At 59.1% G+C, this 16,146-nt stretch carries 14 protein-coding genes; 4 read left to right on the top strand and 10 right to left on the bottom strand.

The window, feature by feature from the left end; genetic code table 11:
* Positions 1-89: 89 nt before the first annotated feature.
* The 10 genes from ACEN83_RS12195 to ACEN83_RS12150 form a co-directional block, all read right to left on the bottom strand.
* The gene (locus ACEN83_RS12195; RefSeq protein WP_495580428.1) at positions 90-1,583 is read right to left on the bottom strand and encodes a DUF1254 domain-containing protein; all 1,494 of its coding nucleotides are present in this window, start codon (positions 1,581-1,583) and stop codon (positions 90-92) included.
* Between the two features lie 48 nt (positions 1,584-1,631).
* Complete coding sequence (locus tag ACEN83_RS12190) at positions 1,632-3,086, bottom strand: DUF1254 domain-containing protein (protein ID WP_495580427.1); 1,455 nt, start codon at positions 3,084-3,086, stop codon at positions 1,632-1,634.
* A gap of 172 nt (positions 3,087-3,258) precedes the next feature.
* On the bottom strand, positions 3,259-3,888 hold the full coding sequence (locus ACEN83_RS12185) for a LysE family translocator (RefSeq protein WP_495580426.1): 630 nt from the start codon (positions 3,886-3,888) through the stop codon (positions 3,259-3,261).
* 334 nt (positions 3,889-4,222) lie between these two features.
* Entirely contained in the window at positions 4,223-5,653 is a 1,431-nt protein-coding gene (locus ACEN83_RS12180; protein ID WP_495580425.1) for an IS1182 family transposase, read from the bottom strand.
* Positions 5,654-5,863: 210 nt separating this feature from the next.
* A complete protein-coding gene (locus ACEN83_RS12175) occupies positions 5,864-7,186 on the bottom strand; it encodes a purine-cytosine permease family protein (RefSeq protein ID WP_495580424.1) in 1,323 nt (440 codons plus the stop codon).
* 111 nt (positions 7,187-7,297) lie between these two features.
* Positions 7,298-8,272 carry a 5-oxoprolinase subunit C family protein gene (locus ACEN83_RS12170; RefSeq protein WP_218483888.1) on the bottom strand — a complete coding sequence of 325 codons (975 nt, stop codon included), beginning with the start codon at positions 8,270-8,272 and terminating at the stop codon, positions 7,298-7,300.
* Entirely contained in the window at positions 8,269-9,141 is an 873-nt protein-coding gene (locus ACEN83_RS12165) for a 5-oxoprolinase subunit B family protein (protein ID WP_495580423.1), read from the bottom strand. Before ACEN83_RS12165 ends, ACEN83_RS12170 begins: the two co-directional genes overlap by 4 nt.
* Positions 9,138-10,511, bottom strand: coding sequence for an acetyl-CoA carboxylase biotin carboxylase subunit (locus tag ACEN83_RS12160; RefSeq protein ID WP_495580422.1), 1,374 nt, complete (start codon positions 10,509-10,511; stop codon positions 9,138-9,140). Before ACEN83_RS12160 ends, ACEN83_RS12165 begins: the two co-directional genes overlap by 4 nt.
* Positions 10,512-10,521: 10 nt before the next feature.
* A complete protein-coding gene (locus ACEN83_RS12155) occupies positions 10,522-10,767 on the bottom strand; it encodes an acetyl-CoA carboxylase (protein WP_007972973.1) in 246 nt (81 codons plus the stop codon).
* A gap of 92 nt (positions 10,768-10,859) precedes the next feature.
* Positions 10,860-11,618, bottom strand: a complete 759-nt coding sequence (locus ACEN83_RS12150) for a 5-oxoprolinase subunit PxpA (RefSeq protein ID WP_007972974.1) — start codon at positions 11,616-11,618, stop codon at positions 10,860-10,862.
* Positions 11,619-11,743: 125 nt separating this feature from the next.
* Between ACEN83_RS12150 and ACEN83_RS12145 the strand changes: the two genes are divergently transcribed.
* The 4 genes from ACEN83_RS12145 to ACEN83_RS12130 all read left to right on the top strand — a co-directional run bounded on the left by ACEN83_RS12145 (position 11,744) and on the right by ACEN83_RS12130 (position 16,109).
* On the top strand, positions 11,744-12,661 hold the full coding sequence (locus ACEN83_RS12145; protein WP_007972975.1) for a LysR family transcriptional regulator: 918 nt from the start codon (positions 11,744-11,746) through the stop codon (positions 12,659-12,661).
* Between the two features lie 600 nt (positions 12,662-13,261).
* A complete protein-coding gene (ttdA, locus tag ACEN83_RS12140) occupies positions 13,262-14,161 on the top strand; it encodes a L(+)-tartrate dehydratase subunit alpha (protein ID WP_218483899.1) in 900 nt (299 codons plus the stop codon).
* The gene (gene ttdB / locus ACEN83_RS12135) at positions 14,158-14,766 is read left to right on the top strand and encodes a L(+)-tartrate dehydratase subunit beta (protein WP_007972978.1); all 609 of its coding nucleotides are present in this window, start codon (positions 14,158-14,160) and stop codon (positions 14,764-14,766) included. The genes ttdA and ttdB overlap by 4 nt, the downstream gene beginning before the upstream one ends.
* Positions 14,767-15,197: 431 nt before the next feature.
* On the top strand, positions 15,198-16,109 hold the full coding sequence (locus ACEN83_RS12130) for a LysR family transcriptional regulator (RefSeq protein ID WP_495580421.1): 912 nt from the start codon (positions 15,198-15,200) through the stop codon (positions 16,107-16,109).
* Positions 16,110-16,146 lie beyond the last annotated feature (37 nt).

The raw sequence follows: 16,146 nt of genomic DNA, 5'->3' as shown, positions 1-16,146 counted from the left end.
TACCTGAGGTTGTCTGGCGCAGCCGTAGACACTCCAAGCGTCAGCCGTTCGCCCTGCCCCGCTTTACAACGGGGCAAGGCAGCTCATCGTTACTGTTTGATCAAATCACTGGGCTTCCAGCTCTGGTCGAAAAACGCTTGCTTGGGACCATACAAACGCACGATCACCAGGAAGCCTTTGCCCGGTACGGTACGAATCCAGTTCTTGCCCGTACCCGGTGATTCGGGGCCGAAGTAGAGGTCGGTCGAGCCATCGCTGTTCTGCGCCGGTTTGTCCATCTGGTTGAGCGACGGGAACGGCTGGCCGTTGTCCAGGCCCGAGGCGGTCAGGTTGTCGTAGGCCGTCACCGACCAGAACAACGCCGCCGGCACATTGGCGGGCAGGTTGAGCTTGTAGGTGTGGGCGCCGTCGAGGAACTTGCCGTCGGCATCGCGGGTGGTGGCGGGATACTTGGCGCCGGCGCCGACCATGTTCATCACCATGCCCGGACTGTCCGAGTAGGCAGAGGTGAAGAACGCCACACGCTGTTCAAGGTTGGTGTACGTGCCGCTGGACTGGAACTCGGTGTTTTCCCCGGCGAAGGTGTTCACGTACTGGCGATCCGTGTAGTACAGGCCGCCCGGCTCTTTCATCAACAGATGACTGGTGACCACCTTGCTCATCTTGAACGCGGTGCGTGCCGCCTCATCCAGCAGCTTGCGTCGCTGTGCATCCGGGGCGAAGGCCTTGCCCTTTTCGATGCCGATGGTGTGCAGGAAGCCGCGCATGTCCATGTCCGCCGGGTCGACCGCTTCGGCTTCAATGAAGCGCGACAGCAGATCGAAGTACCGGCCGTCCTCGGGGAACAGCATGTTGATCGGGGCACCGGTGGCATCGGGGAACTGCATCGGCAGCGCCGAATCCTTCTTGCCCAGCGGATAGATCTTCGTGCGCTCGACTTCGGCCACCGGCACGCTCAGGTCTTTCGGGTCCTTGAAGAAGGTGCGCCAGAACAGGAACACGTTGTTGGTGCGCGAGCGGTAGACGAAACCTTCGGTGGGTTCCGGGCCGGTGTAGCCCGGCGGCAACAGTACATAGGTGCCGCCCTTGCCCTTGTCGGGGCCGGCCAGGCCGACGTCGCCGCGCCAGGTCTTGCCATCGATGGTCGGACCGACAATCGGCCGCTGGAAGAAGTCGTCGAACATGCCCTGCACGCCGGGCGGTGCTTCGACCACCAGCGGACCGTACTTCGCCAGGTCCAGATAGCTCATGGCGTAGACCAGGTCGGAATTCGGCGTGGTCACCAAGGTCTTGGCGTTGATGCGCTTTTTCCAGGTCGGCAGGATGTTGTAGCCGGCGCCGAATTGTTTCTCCGACGCCTCCTTCATCGACCAGATGTTGATGGCCGGCAACGACCAGAGATACGACTGCACGGCACGCTGGAAAATCAGCTCGTCGATCATGCTGCGTGCGGTGGCCTCGGTCGGGAAACCGTTTTCGAAGGGCTGGTTGGCCAGCTCTTCGTACCGCGTGGCGGCATCGGCGACGCCGCTCAGGGAGACCGCCACTGCCAGGGCGGTCAGGGTGTTACGCAAGCTGCTCATGGGATGTCCTTATGTGACGCAGTTTGAAGATAAAACATGGCATGGTTTTCAGTTGAGCTTGACCACCGCCGGCGGCGTCCACTGGCCGTTCATCGCGGCGGCTTCAGGCCAATAGGCGCGTACGTAGAGGGAGAAGTCGGCGCCCTTGGGCGCGGGCAGCCAGTTGCTTTCCTTGTCGGCACCTGGGGATTCGCTCTGCACGTACAGCGTCAGCGAGCCATCGGCATTGGGCTTGAGCGATTTGTTCTTGGTGCCCAGGGAATAACGGCCCAGCGGGTTATCCGCGAAGAAGTGCTGTTCGTTATACAAAGTCAGCGACCAGAAACCCTTGACCGGCGGCAAGGCATCTTTAGGGAAGGTCACGCTGTAGCGCTGGCCGCCATTGAGGCGCGTGCCGGACTGATCCAGGTCCTGGTAGAAGTACTTGGTCTCGATCTGCTTGTTGACGAAGATGTTCGAGCGGGCCACCGCCGTGCGCAGGAAGTAGTCGGTGCCGAACGCTGCGCCGTTGTCGATGGTGCTCCAGTGATTGGGCAACTGCTTGCCATAGTTGCGGAACTGCAACAGCGGCTTGACCACTTCGACATCAGACTTTTGCGCCTCGTCGATCATGGCCTTTTTCAGCTCCGGATCACGCTGGGCGATCTGTGCCAGTACCGACAACTGCGCATAGCGTGCTTCTTCGCCGGGCAATGGCTTGGCGTCCTTGAGGAGTGCCGGCAGTTCATCGAAGAATTTTTCCGGGAGCACCCAGCGGGTTTCTTCGGCGCCTGCCGCTTCTGCCGGGAATTTCGGCGATTTGCTCCAGTCACGCTGCTTGAGCTTGCCGTCGTACTTGGACACCGGGTACATATCGATGCCGGACAAGTACTGTTGAATCGCCTTGCGATCCTCGGTTGTATCGTCCTGGAACACCCGTGGAATCACGAAACCGGTGTTGGTCTTGGCGCGGAAAACCTGGGTGATGCCCTCAGGCACCTTGCCGTTCCAGTCCGGGCCCACCAGCAGGTAGAAACCGGGTTTGGTGCCGTACATCTTGCCCAGCTCGGCGAAGCTGTCGGAGCGCAGGTCCACGACCTGATACACCCAGAACCGGTCGCCGAAATCCGGTACCTGCAAGACCACCGGCTCCAGATCCAGCGCGATGCTGCCGGCGCCGTAGACCACGTCCTGGTTCGGGCAGGCCACCAGGCGTTCACCCGGCGAGATGTAATCGGTGAGCATCGACAGATGATTGATCGGCGCCACGGGCACGATGCCGCCCATCAGGCCGGCTTGCGGCAGATCCTTGAACTTCAGCCGCCGGTTATAGATGTTGGCCATCGGCCAACCCCAGAAATAGGCTTCGCGCGCCATCATGCGCACATAGCTTTCGGTCACCTTCACATCGGCCTCAGGCCCGGACACCTGAGCCACCGGCTCACTCTGCGCCTGCACGGCAGTCGCGCCGAGCAACATCGCCGTTGCGAGCAGGCAAAGGGAGAAAAGAGGAGTCTTTTTCATGAAGGTGCTTCCTTGCTTGGGAGTTTTACAAAGATGTGTTCTTACTTGGAGTCACATCTAGAGAAATTACCAGACGAATATGATTCGACCAAGAAGAGCCGTGAACTAAGTCATGTTGTTCGCCGCTGCTGTCCGCAAGAAAGTTTATGCCAAACTGATGGGTTTCGAGCCTTTAAACCGAACGGTTGAGCATTAGCAAACGTACTGCCAGAGCCGTCATCACCACAGCAAAGCTATAAGTGCCGAGGCGTTTGGAAAATAGGCCCTCGCGGAGACGACCATGCAGTCGACCGCTGAAGAATCCGAGCAGGGAATGGAAAATCAGTGCGATCAGCGCAAGCAATAATCCCAAGAATATCAACTGTGAGGTAACGCTGCTGTCACCCACGGTGACGAACTGCGGCAGGAATACCATGAAGAACAACAGCGCTTTGGGGTTCAACAGGCTGTTGAGCGTGGCTCTGACAAAGATCTTGCGCATCGAAGCCTGTGTTGCTTGAGCATCTGAATCCACAGGGGGAGCCCTCAATGCTTGCCAGGCCAACCACATCAGATAACAAGCGCCTGCCCACCGCAGCAGGTCAAATGCAGGAGCCCAACTCATTACCAGTGCGCCAAGACCCGTACTGACAATGATGGTCATCAGCACATCGGCCAGGGTTATTCCCAGAGCTGCGGCGATACCCGCGCGCCAGCCGTGGGCAACTGCATGGCTGGTGACGATAGCCATGTTAGGGCCAGGCACTATCAGCAACAGCAAGGCTGCAACAACGAAAAGGTAGAGATTAGTGGTGTCCGGCATAAAAATACGTCCTTCGGGAAGAAGTTATGCTAACCGGTGGTGATTAGGCAGACGCAGGTACAGTGAGGGTTGATTTGGCCATAACAGTCAGGCATGAAAAAAAAAGAATCTGAAAACATGTCGACTGGTTGAAAACAAAGTCAAAAACAGCCCTTGGAAGAGCGTCTGCTCTTGGCCCAGAGTGTGTAAAAACGCTTTGACCTCATCGTTTTGGATCATCGACCTTCGTTGGCTGAGCGATCGCACGGTCAATGCTGCGGGTCGCATCGGTCGCGACCTGGAACACGTCAACGCTGTTTTTACAGCCTCTGGGATGGGCCAAAATCAGCCTTTTTCAGGCCGTCAGCGCTTTTATCAAACCGTTGGCACCGATGATTTTCATAACCCGTTTCAAGTTGTAGGCGAGCACATTCAAGCTCATCTCCGCGCTCACCCCAGCTAGCTTTCGCGTCAGGAAGTGCGTTGCACCCATCCATTGTTTGAGCGTCCCGAAGGGATGCTCAACCGTCCGTTTTCGGACTCGCATCATCTCTGGTGCTTTGCTCAGCCGAAGCTGCATTTCCTCCAATACGGCTTCATGCTCCCAGCGTCGAACTCGTCGCTCCGTGCTTGGTGTGCACTGTGCTTTTAACGCGCAGCCCTGGCATTTCGAACTCCAGTAGCGATGCAACTTCAGGCCTTTTTCAACGTTGGAATAGCGCCAGATCAGCGCCTCTCCAGCCGGGCAAATGTATTGGTTTTTTGCCGCGTCATAGATGAACGCACCGTTATTGAAACGCCCGTCAGCCTTGGCTCCAGAGGTCATCGGCTTGGGCACGTAGGCGGTGATGCCAGCATCGTGACAAGCCAGGATTTGTTCGCTTTTGAAGTAACCTCGGTCAGCCACTACCGACAACGTTTCTGACGCTATGGCCTCGCGGGCCTGCTTGGCCATTGCGCTGAGTTGATCGCGGTCGGAACCGACGTTGGAAACCTCATGTGCAACGATCAAATGGTGCTGCGTATCGACCGCTGTCTGCACGTTGTAGCCGACGATTCCCGTGCCGCGCGTCATCATGGAGCGGGCGTCTGGATCGGTCAGTGAGACCTGTTTATCCGGCGATTCATTGAGCTGGATTTCGATCGCCTGAAGCTCCTTCATTTGAGTTTTGAGCTTGGCGATTTTCTCTTCCAGCCGCATGGCACTGGGCTCTGAAGCTGTGGGTTCTTGCCGATCGGCAGCATCGAGTGCCGTCAGGTAACGGTTGATACTCGATTCGATTTCTTCCATTCGCCGCTTCAGTTTGGCGCTGGTGAAATTGCGGTCGCGATTGTTGACTGCCTTGAACTTACTGCCGTCGATGGCGACCAGATTTTCTCCGAATAGTCCCAGCTGCTGACACAGCACGACGAACTGGCGACAGACGCCCCGGATGGCCTTGCTGTTGTCTTTTCGGAAGTTAGCTATGGTCTTGAAGTCGGGCATCAACCGCCCGGTCAGCCACATCAACTCGACGTTGCGTTGGACTTCTCGTTCCAGGCGCCGACTCGACTGGATGCGGTTGAGATAGCCGTAAATGTAGATCTTCAGCAGGATCGCTGGGTGGTAAGCAGGCCGGCCTGTGTCGGCTGGGATAGCACCGTCAAAACCCAAGGAGACCAGGTCGAGTTCATCGACAAAGACGTCGACTACGCGCACCGGGTTGGTATCACTGACGTAGTCGTCGAGGCTCTCGGGAAGTAAGGTGCCTTGGCCTCGATGTTCACCTTGGATAAAGCGCTTCATGGGCGATCCCTGCGATGAAATCCTCAGAAATCATAGCAAGGGTTCGCGAAGGCGTTTTTACACACTCTGGGCCGTTTTCAGCCGGTCACCAAAGGCAGAAAACGGCCGGAAACAGTCACTGGAAACCCATCAGCGAATTTGTAATGAGCTTCCCATTGCCCGCTCTACCTTGTTAGAGCAGGCTGGTACGGGATGAGTGACTGCAAAACTCTACTCCGCCAACCCTAACCGCAACCGGCCTCGATGGGATAAGCCGGCTTGCAAGGCAAATGCAACTATCACGGTAGATGGCGCGGAAAAGCTGCTCAGGCCGCCGCCGGAAAACATCAACCCAAGCCCCAATGCGGTGGCGCCAAACCAGGCCGTCAAGCCCACCGGGTTAAACGCGACCACCCGTTCGAGCGCTGCCACGTCACTACGTCCGTAGACAATCTGCGCCAACGCCACACCCACCCAGGCCACCACGAAAATCCCCTGATAGGCCAACGCCTTGAGGAGGTAGGCAAACACGTCCGCGAGCATCAAGCCGTAGACGATCACCCCCACCGCCACTGCCCACATCAGGTACGAACCGCGAAGGCCAATTCGACCAAAGAACGCCTGCATGTTCAGGGTTGCCAAGTAATAGTTGGCGGTGTTGATCCGGGTTTGTGTGGCCCAGACAAACAGCAATCCCCACAGGCCCATCAACTGCAAAATCGCCATCACCACCGAGACTTCGTTCAGCGCGCCTTCGTGGGGAATGCTGCTGACCAGGTAAATACCCGCCGCGCCGTTGAGCAGAAACGTCACCGCGTAGAACGGCATGCCGAAGTTCCAGCGACCGTGGTACTCGGCGTCTTCAGGCTTGCCGAAACGCGCATAGTCGAAGGTGAACAGCATCAACACCCAGACGCCCATGTAGGCGACAAAACAATCCCACCAGCCGAATGCACCAGGCGTTGCCGGGCCGAAATCCAGCCATTGCGGCTGGTAGCCATAACGGCTGATCGATAGCCCCACCGCCACCAGCAAACCACCGAGATACACCGGCAGCAACACACCGTTGAGCTTGTCCAGCCAGTGCTGCACGCTGCCCAGGATCATCGGCACGCTGTAGAGCACCACCACCAATGCCGCCAGCGGATAGACCAGTTCCGGGTACAGGTGATTGAGCGCGACGGCGATCACCGAACCTTCGAACACCGCGTAATAGATCGCGGTCGAGAAGAAAATCAATGTCGCCAGGCACGCCCCGGTGCTGCCGAACAACAGCCGTGAAAACAACGCCACCGACAAACCGCTGCGAATCGCAAAGCGGCTGAGCACACAGTTGACCAGTCCATAACTGATCACCGACAGGACCATGCCGATCAGCGCATTGCGCGCACCGAACGACAACGCCAATGAAGCACCCACCACGATGTAAAACATTGCACTGCACACCGCCCACCAGGCCATGGTCAGGGACAGTCGACCCATGCGCGCTTCGGTGGGAACAGGATGATGCGCCGGGTCTTGCCCGGTTTGACTCGATTGCGATAAAGCAGCCATATGCGTGAACTCCAAAACCAGTCAAAGGTTGAAGCGCGGGCAGCCGTCACCGCACCGAAGTGCGGCGTTGGCGTACCGTTTGGCATGGCCCGCGCTAGACGGCGGGCAGAATCAGGAAGGGAACAGCTTGCTCAGGCAGCTGAGTTTTTTCTTATAGGAACGTCGCGCTTCCAGCGCCTCTTCGAGGGTTACCGCGACAAAGCGGGCCTTCTGGTTGGGTTGCATCTGGCCGATCAAATCGAGGTCGGCGCTGATCACCGTGCCAATCATCGCGTAGCCGCCACCGGACACCGCATCACGGTGCAGCACGATGGGTTCGAGCCCCGCGGGCACCTGGATCGAACCGATCGGGTAGCAACTGTCGACGATGTTCGACGGATCGGAACCGGCACCGAACGGCTGCTCCCGGGGCTGAAAACTCAGCGCACTACCGCCCTTGAAGCGATAGCCGATGCGGTCGGCTTCCGAACCGACCGTCCACGGCTCGGCGAAAAAGCTCTTCGCCGCCGATTCGGTCAAGCGGTGGTAGTACAAGCCGGGCACCACCCGCAGGGTGATTTCGCCACCCAATGATTGCCGTAACGCCATGGGCAAACTGGCCCCGGCGCGGCTCCTGCCACTGGCGATGCCCACCGGCAATTCGTCGCCTGCAATCAGGCGTCGCCCCTGAAAACCGCCGAGCGCGCCAAGCGCATAGGTGGAGCGACTGCCGAGCACCACCGGCACATCAATGCCGCCAGCCACCGCCACGTAGGCACGAGCACCGGCCTTGGGAAAGTCAAAGCGCAGTACTTGCCCGGCTTTCACCATGAACGCGGTGTCGTGGTGCATTTCCACGCCATCGACCCGTGGCGTCATGTGCGCGCCGCTGACCGCCACCAATGCATCCTGCTGAAACTCCAACTCAGGCCCGAGCAGCGTGCATTCCAGCGCCGCCAAACCTGCCGGGTTGCCGACCAATTGATTGGCCGCGCTCAAGGCGTATTGATCCAGCGCGCCGGATGGCGGAATGCCCAAGTGGTAATACCCTTCGCGGCCCAGGTCTTGTACCGAAGTGGCGAGGCCGGGTTTGAGGACCTTGATCATACCAACACCTCCTGCAACGACTTGGGATAGCCAACGGGATCGGCGAGGAACGCGTCCAGCGAAAACTCCACCGGCCGAATCCGCAGATCAAAGCAACCGGCTTCCACTTCGGCCACCGCGTGGTCGTAGGCTTCACGGTCCATCGGTTTGAACTGCACGATGTCGCCTGGACGGAAAAACACCATGTGTTCTTTCAGGTACGCGAGGTTCTGTTGCGGGTCGTAGATCGGCGCGGGCGTGACGCCAAACATCTGATAACCGCCGGCGCCGCGCACCGAGTAAATGCAACCAAAGCAACCGCCGTGACCAAGGGTCAATTTCGGTGTGTCGGTGCGCGGGCGCAGGTACTTGGGCACCTGCAACTGACGCTCGCGCTCGACCATCTGGAACATGAACGGCAGCCCGGCAACGAAGCCGACCATCGAGACAAACCACGGCGCGCCACTGTGGGCCGCGATGAATGCATCGACGTCGGCCAGACCGTTGATTCGTGCGGCGTATTCCAGGTCCGTGGCGCTCGGGTCTTGATGGCGGTCGCGAAAACGCATCAGGGTTTCGTGGGTCCAGGGATCGTTGTAGAGCACCGGAATCTCGATAATCCGCGTCTGCAAAGTGCGCTCGGCAACGGCTCCGGCCTCGGCGATTTTTACCGCTTCGAGCAAGGTGTGAGGGGCGATGCGATCCGGGTCGAAACGAATCTGGAATGAGGCGTTGGCCAGGCAGATATCGAGCACGCCATCCAGCGCCAGCCGTTCCACGGCGCGGGTGACGGCCAATCCTTTGAAGAACGCGTCCAGGGACATGCTGTCGCTGACTTCGGCAAACAAATGCTCATCGGCGCCAAAGCTGTAGCGGATGGGAGTACTCATGCTTCACCTCCGCTGCGGCGCTCGGCGAGCCAGGTTTCCAGGGTGCCGGTGTGAAAGTCGGCGCTGTGCAGCCACTGTTGTTCCAGCAATTCTCCGTGCAGCGCCAAGGTGTTGGCCATGCCGGTGAGCGTGGTTTGCTCTACTGCCACCCGTGCGCGAGCCAGGGCCTCGGCACGATCACAGCCATGGACAATCAGCTTGGCCAGCAGCGAGTCATAGTACGGCGGCACGCGGTAACCTTGATAGAGATGGGTGTCAACGCGAACGCCCTTGCCTTGCGGCCAGATCAACGATTCGACCAGACCGGGGCTGGGGAAGAAATCCCGTGCCGGGTCCTCGGCATTCAGGCGCATTTGCAACGCGGCACCTTGGAGCTGGATGTCGCTTTGCTTGAAGCCCAGCGGCTCACCACCGGCAATGCGCAACATGGCCTGAACCAGGTCAATACCGGTGATCAGCTCGCTGACCGGGTGCTCAACCTGAATCCGCGTATTCATCTCGATAAAGAAAAACTCGCCGGTGGCATCGTCGTACAGGTATTCCAGGGTGCCGGCGCCCTTGTAGCCCAGCGACTCGGCCAGGCGTACGGCGCTGGCGCAAAGCGTCTCGCGCTGCTGCGGATCGAGGGCCGGCGACGGTGCTTCTTCAAAGATTTTCTGCCGACGTCGTTGCAGCGAACATTCGCGCTCGAACAAATGCACGGCGTGCTGTCCATCGCCCAACACCTGTACTTCGATGTGCCGGGCGCGGCTGATAAACCGCTCCAGATACACCGCGCCGTTGCCGAATGCTGCCTGTGCCTCGCGCTGGGAACGGGGAAATTCTTCGCTCAGTTGCTCGGCGTTTTCCGCCAGCCGAATACCGCGCCCGCCGCCACCGGCCGAAGCCTTGATCAACAGTGGATAGCCGACCGATTCGGCAGCCTCGAGCGCCGACGCGACGTCGAACAGTTCACCGGGCGAACCCGGCACCACCGGTACGCCGGCCTCCTGCGCAGTACGCCGCGCCTCGGCCTTGTCGCCCATGCGGCGGATGGTATCGGGGCTTGGTCCAACGAAAATGGCACCGGCCGCGAGCACCGCTTCGGCGAAATCGGCGCTCTCCGAGAGAAAACCATATCCCGGATGGACCGCGTTGGCGCCCGTAGCTTTCAGGGCGCCGAGCAATGCCTCGACGTTCAGGTAACTTTTATCGGCGCGTGCCGGGCCGAGAATGTGCACCTCGTCGGCCATGCGCGCCGCCTGAGAATCGACGTCCGCTTCGCTGCACGCAGCAACGGTGGGAATCCCCAGCTCCTTGGCGGCACGGATAATCCGCACGGCAATCTCGCCGCGGTTGGCGATCAGTAATTTACGAATGCCTTGAGTCATGATCGTGCCCTCACTCGTCGTCGAGTGTTGCGATGACCTGACCCGGCTCCACCGGATCACCGTCTTCTACCAGGAAGGCGTTGAGGCGACCGGCCGTCCCGGCGGTCAGTTCGGAAAACTGCTTCATGACCTCGATCAAGCCAATCACCGTGTCGGCGCTGACTTGCGCGCCGACCTCGACGTAGTTCGCCGATTCAGGTGTGGCTTTGCGATAGAAGGTTCCTGGCAATGGGGTGATGACAGTGTGTTCGGCCATGTCTGTTCCTTTTGGAATAGTTGTAGAAAGGCAGGCAAAAATGAGTCGGTATTCAATCCCTGGCGTCTGTGTGCCGGGTCATTCGTCCAGCTTCAGCGCGGAGCGCGAACCTTGATCCCGGCGTTATCCAGCGCTCTGCGTGTGGCCTCAACCAACGACAGGGCACCAGGGGTGTCGCTGTGCAAACAAATGGAGTCGAATTCAATCGCCAGGTCTTCACCTTCGACAGTGCGCACCACACCTTCCTGGCAGGCCCGCAGCACACGCGCGGCCACCTGAGCCGGGTCGTAGGCGCGCACGTTGCGGGTGAAGACGATGGAGCCGCTCAAGTCGTATTCGCGGTCGGCATAGAACTCGCGAATCACCGGTTGCCCCAGCTCTTTGGCGACGCGCCAGATCACCGAGTCGGGCATGCAATACAGCAGCAACTCAGGCTCCAGGCGCTGCAGGTTCTCCACCAGCAAACGGGCGGCTTCCTCGTCCCGGGCCAGGTGCATGTACAACGCGCCATGGGGTTTGATGTGTTGCAGCGCCACGCCTTGAACCCGGGCGAGTTCACGCAAGGCACCCAACTGGTAAAGCATGTCGTCGACCAGTTCCTGCGCCGGGGCATTGATATGTCGGCGGCCAAAACCGACCAGGTCGCGAAACCCTGGATGCGCGCCGATGGCCACGCCCAGGCTTTTCGCCCGTTCGACCGTGCGACGCATGGTGCCGGGATCGCCGGCATGAAAACCGGTGGCGATGTTGGCCGAGCTGATGAAGGCCATCAGTTCATTGTCGACGCCGTCGCCGATGGTCCATGGACCGAAGCCTTCGCCCATGTCCGAGTTGAAATCTACTGCCTGCATGACGCTTGCTCCTGACGCTTGTGACTTCATGCAGACCACGTTAAATTCCAGCCACCCCCTTGGGAAGATCTATTATCAGATGGGCCATCTTCTGAAAAACAGATACCTCGTCGTCCGGAGTTTTCATGTCACTGACCCTGCGCCAGGTCCGCTATTTCGTCGCTACGGCCGAAATCGGGCAAATCTCGCAAGCCGCGATTCATTTGAATATTTCCCAGTCGGCGGTGACCACCGCGATCAAGGAACTGGAGGGGATTCTCGGCACACTGTTGTTCCAGCGCTCGGCCCAGGGCATGAGCCTGACCGATGCCGGTCGGCACTTTCTCAATCGTGCCTATGTGATTCTGCGCAGCGTCGATGACGCGTTGAACAGCCCGCTGCCGGACATTCGCGCCAGTGGCCTGTTGCGATTGGCAGCGAGTTACACGGTGATCGGGTACTTCCTGCCGCACCACCTGCAACGCCTTGAACACTGGCACCCGGACGTGGCCATCGAGGTCCACGAACAGGAGCGCACGGCCATCGAGGAAGGCCTGCTGGAGGGTCGGTTCGACATGGCAGTGGTGCTGACCGCGAACCTGACGCACCCGGACATCGTCTCGGAAATCCTCTTCAATTCCGAGCGTCGGCTCTGGTTGCCCAGCCATCATCCGCTATGCGAACGCTCGGCCGTCAGCCTCGCCGACGTCGCGAAAGAGCCCTACATCCTGCTGACCGTCGACGAAGCCGAACAAAGCGCCATGCGCTACTGGGAACATGCGCATCAGCAGCCAAACGTGCGGGTGCGTACCAGTTCAGTCGAAGCGGTGCGCAGCATGGTCGCCAATGGCAGCGGCGTGGCAATCCTCTCGGACCTGGTGCACCGCCCCTGGTCACTGGAAGGAAAGCGCATCGAAACCCTGACAGTCACCGACAAGGTGACGCCGATGAGTGTCGGACTGGCGTGGCATCGCGAGCGCGAATTCAGCCCGGCGATGCAGGCGTTTCGTAACTATTTCCACGATGCATTTCTGGCGCCGCAACAGCTGTCTGCGCGACGCTGAAAACAGCGAAAACCATGCCCTCCTTTTGTGGACTTACGATGAGAGCTTTGGGCCATTTCCGGTCTGTTGTGACGGGAAGATTTTGGCCGTTTTCTGCCCGTCACGAATGACCGGTCGTTTTCAGCCGGCCGCCACAGGCAGAAAGCAGCCAGTGGCAGCCATTCAGGCCACCCGCAATGCTTCATGGAATTAAACCGAAGAAGCCATCCCCTCCTGACCTACTCGCAATACCTCCCGCCTCTGAGCCGCCGCCAGCTTCCGATCAAATGCAATCCATCAAAATCGATGCCCGCTGTTGAGATGCCAGGTTCTCACCTACTCCCGGCATACCCGATTCACATCCCTCGTTAAAAAGCCATTTTCACGCGTCTTGCCAACCCAGCAATCCGTCTCTCGACTTCACTCCCGATAATTAACTTTAAGTAAACAGTGTAATAACCACGACCCCATTCAATCCTTTTAGCTCAGCTGATAATTTTAATTCAGCGCCTTAACCACATCTTTCATATGGAATTGCCCCTTGGGCATGCCGGCGTCCTTTTGCACAACCAAAAGCTCCAAACAAAAAAACAAGCCTTGAGATGCAGTGAGGAAATCAAAGTGGATAAAGACTCAGCCGTTGATTCGCTGACTGATGTGATGGCCAAGTTTACGGCCTATATCGGCAAGCGCCTGCCCACCGACGTGAAGAAAAAGACTGCCCAGTTGCGCGCAGCGGAAACCAATCCATTGGCCATTGCTGTCTATGACTCCATGGCCGAGAACCAGGACTACGCCGACAAGCTGGATCGGCCCAGCTGTCAGGACACCGGGGTGATTCAGTACTTCATCAGCGCTGGCGCCCGGTTCCCGCTGTTGGGCGAGCTGGAGAGCATCCTCGAAAACGCCACGCGCGAGGCCACCATCAAGGGTCCCCTGCGCCATAACGCAGTGGAGACCTTTATTGAGAAGAACACCGGCACCAACACTGGCTCGAAGATTCCGTGGCTGGACTGGGAGATCATTCCGGATGCCGACTATGCATTGATCGATGTGTACATGGCCGGTGGCGGTTGCACGTTGCCTGGCTCGGCGAAGGTGTTGATGCCCGGTCAGGGTTATGAAGGCATCACCGAGTTTGTCTTTGACGTCATTACGTCGCGCGGCGTCAATGCCTGCCCGCCACTGTTGGTTGGCGTGGGCGTCTCGACGTCGGTGGAGACGGCTGCCCGTTTGTCCAAGCGGGCGATTCTGCGCCCGGTGGACTCCAGCCACCCGAACGAAAGCGCGGCACTCATGGAGCAATTGCTGGAGCAAGGGTTGAACGAGGTGGGCATCGGCCCGCAGGGCCTGACCGGTAACAGCAGTGTGATGGGGGTGAACATCGAGTCATCGGCGCGTCACCCTTCCACCATTGGCGTGGCCGTGTCCACCGGTTGCTGGGCGCATCGGCGCGGCAAGATCCGCATCAACGCCGACCTGTCCTACGACATCCTCTCCCATGAAGGAGTAGTACTGTGATCAAAGTCCTTAATACCCCTATCAAGGACGAGGACCTGGCCGGTCTGAACGTCGGTGACGTGGTGTACCTCACAGGCCAACTGGTGACCTGCCGTGATGTGGCGCACCGTCGCCTGATCGAGCTCAAGCGCGAGCTGCCGGTAGACCTGCGCGGTGGCGCGATTTTCCATGCCGGCCCTATCGTGCGCAAGAAAGATGATGGCAACTTCGAGATGGTGTCCATCGGGCCGACCACCAGCATGCGCATGGAAAAATTCGAGAAGCAGTTCATCGAACAAACCGGCGTCAAACTGATCATCGGCAAAGGCGGCATGGGGCCTGAAACAACCGCTGGCTGCCTGGAAAACAAGGCGGTGCATGCGGTGTTCCCGGGTGGTTGCGCGGTATTGGCCGCCACCAAGGTGGAGGAAATCGAGCGCGCCGAGTGGCAGGACCTGGGCATGCCGGAAACCCTTTGGGTGAACCGGGTACGCGAGTTCGGCCCACTGATCATTTCCATCGACACCAAGGGCAACAACCTCTTCGAACAGAACAAGGTGCGCTTCAACGAGCGCAAAGGGTCGATCATCGAGAAGATCAACGCCCAGGTACGCTTCATTAAATGATCCGCGGGTGGGTGATTCTGTTCACTCAAGTACCAACAGATCACCTGTGGCGAGGGAGCTTGCTCCCGTTGGGCTGCGCAGCAGACCCCTGTTTTTTTAAACAAAGAGCAGAGCCGCTGCGCGCCCCAACGGGAGCAAGCTCCCTCGCCACGAATTGTGCTTCCCGATCCCATGTAATGCCCTCAGCAACACCCTTTCCTGCCAATGCCCTGAGCCTTCCTGCCACGCCTGGACCGCACGTCGTTGCATCACCCTCCTTTCAGTAAAAACCCGGCCCGCGATCCTCACGGCTCGTGCCCGGCCAATCGCTCACATCTGCGAAAACGGCATAGACACAAAGGCTTTTCGCGCAGGATCGGCTGGAGTATATGTATTGAAACGCAAGCGATGGTTTAGCGGAAAACAACGCGATAATTAATCTGGAGTCATGAATGACGAACACCCAGGACTTGGGTTTTTTCTTCCTGCTGGCTAAACAGGGCAGCCTGGTCGCCACCGCCAGGGAGCTTGGCGTAACGCCACCGGCCGTCAGTAAACGCCTGGCTTCGCTGGAAGCACGGCTGGGGGTTCAGCTTGTCAACCGCACGACCCGCTCCATGAGCCTTACCCCCGAGGGTGAACTGTATTACGCGCATACCGCGCGCATTCTTACCCAGGTCGACGAAATGGAGCAGTTGGTCAGCAGCAGCCGCGCCACGCCCAAGGGGCTGATCCGGGTGAACGCATCACTGGGTTTCGGCCGTCGGCATATCGGCCCTGCGCTGGCGGCTTTCTACGCCCGTTATCCGGAGGTGGAAATCCAGCTGGAAATCAGTGACCACCCGTTGGATCTCGCCACCCACGGCTTCGACTTGGGCATTCGCTTCGGCACGCTGCCGGACGCTGCGCTACATGCCCGCAAGATTGCCTCGAACCGGCGGTTGCTGTGCGCTTCGCCAATTTATCTGGATAAGCATGGGACCCCGGAAAAACTCTCCGACCTGCAAAACCACAACTGCATTTTCATTCGCCAGAACGAATCCCCCTACGGTGTATGGAACTTCAACAACGGCGGGCGGACCGAGAGCATCAAGGTTCGCGGGGCCCTGGGCTGCAACGACGGTGAGGTCGCCCTGAACTGGGCGCTGGAGGGTTTCGGTGTGCTGCTGCGCGCCGAGTGGGACATCGCCCGCTATGTACGCAGCGGGCGGCTGCGCCTGGTGATGGAGGACCATACCCCCACCCGCGCAGACGTGTATGCGGTCTACCCGCAGCAACTGCACCTGTCAGCCCGGGTACGCAGCCTGATCGACTTTCTGATCGAACGCTTCAAGCAGATCGATAACATCGAAGACCGCGGATAAAAAATGCTGTCGACTCCACGGGGAAATCGACAGCTCA

The organism is Pseudomonas sp. Pseusp49 (assembly GCF_059491875.1).
This window is presented reverse-complemented; position numbering and strand designations above follow the sequence as displayed.

Excerpts from the sequence above, each read along its gene's own strand:
- ACEN83_RS12195 (WP_495580428.1), bottom strand. The coding sequence starts at position 1,583 with ATGAGCAGCTTGCGTAACACCCTGACCGCCCTGGCAGTGGCGGTCTCC.
- ACEN83_RS12150 (WP_007972974.1), bottom strand. The coding sequence starts at position 11,618 with ATGCAGGCAGTAGATTTCAACTCGGACATGGGCGAAGGCTTCGGTCCA.
- ACEN83_RS12155 (WP_007972973.1), bottom strand. The coding sequence starts at position 10,767 with ATGGCCGAACACACTGTCATCACCCCATTGCCAGGAACCTTCTATCGC.
- ACEN83_RS12175 (WP_495580424.1), bottom strand. The coding sequence starts at position 7,186 with ATGGCTGCTTTATCGCAATCGAGTCAAACCGGGCAAGACCCGGCGCAT.
- ACEN83_RS12185 (WP_495580426.1), bottom strand. The coding sequence starts at position 3,888 with ATGCCGGACACCACTAATCTCTACCTTTTCGTTGTTGCAGCCTTGCTG.
- ACEN83_RS12190 (WP_495580427.1), bottom strand. The coding sequence starts at position 3,086 with ATGAAAAAGACTCCTCTTTTCTCCCTTTGCCTGCTCGCAACGGCGATG.
- ACEN83_RS12180 (WP_495580425.1), bottom strand. The coding sequence starts at position 5,653 with ATGAAGCGCTTTATCCAAGGTGAACATCGAGGCCAAGGCACCTTACTT.
- ACEN83_RS12145 (WP_007972975.1), top strand. The coding sequence starts at position 11,744 with ATGTCACTGACCCTGCGCCAGGTCCGCTATTTCGTCGCTACGGCCGAA.
- ACEN83_RS12160 (WP_495580422.1), bottom strand. The coding sequence starts at position 10,511 with ATGACTCAAGGCATTCGTAAATTACTGATCGCCAACCGCGGCGAGATT.
- ACEN83_RS12170 (WP_218483888.1), bottom strand. The coding sequence starts at position 8,272 with ATGATCAAGGTCCTCAAACCCGGCCTCGCCACTTCGGTACAAGACCTG.
- ACEN83_RS12165 (WP_495580423.1), bottom strand. The coding sequence starts at position 9,141 with ATGAGTACTCCCATCCGCTACAGCTTTGGCGCCGATGAGCATTTGTTT.
- ACEN83_RS12130 (WP_495580421.1), top strand. The coding sequence starts at position 15,198 with ATGACGAACACCCAGGACTTGGGTTTTTTCTTCCTGCTGGCTAAACAG.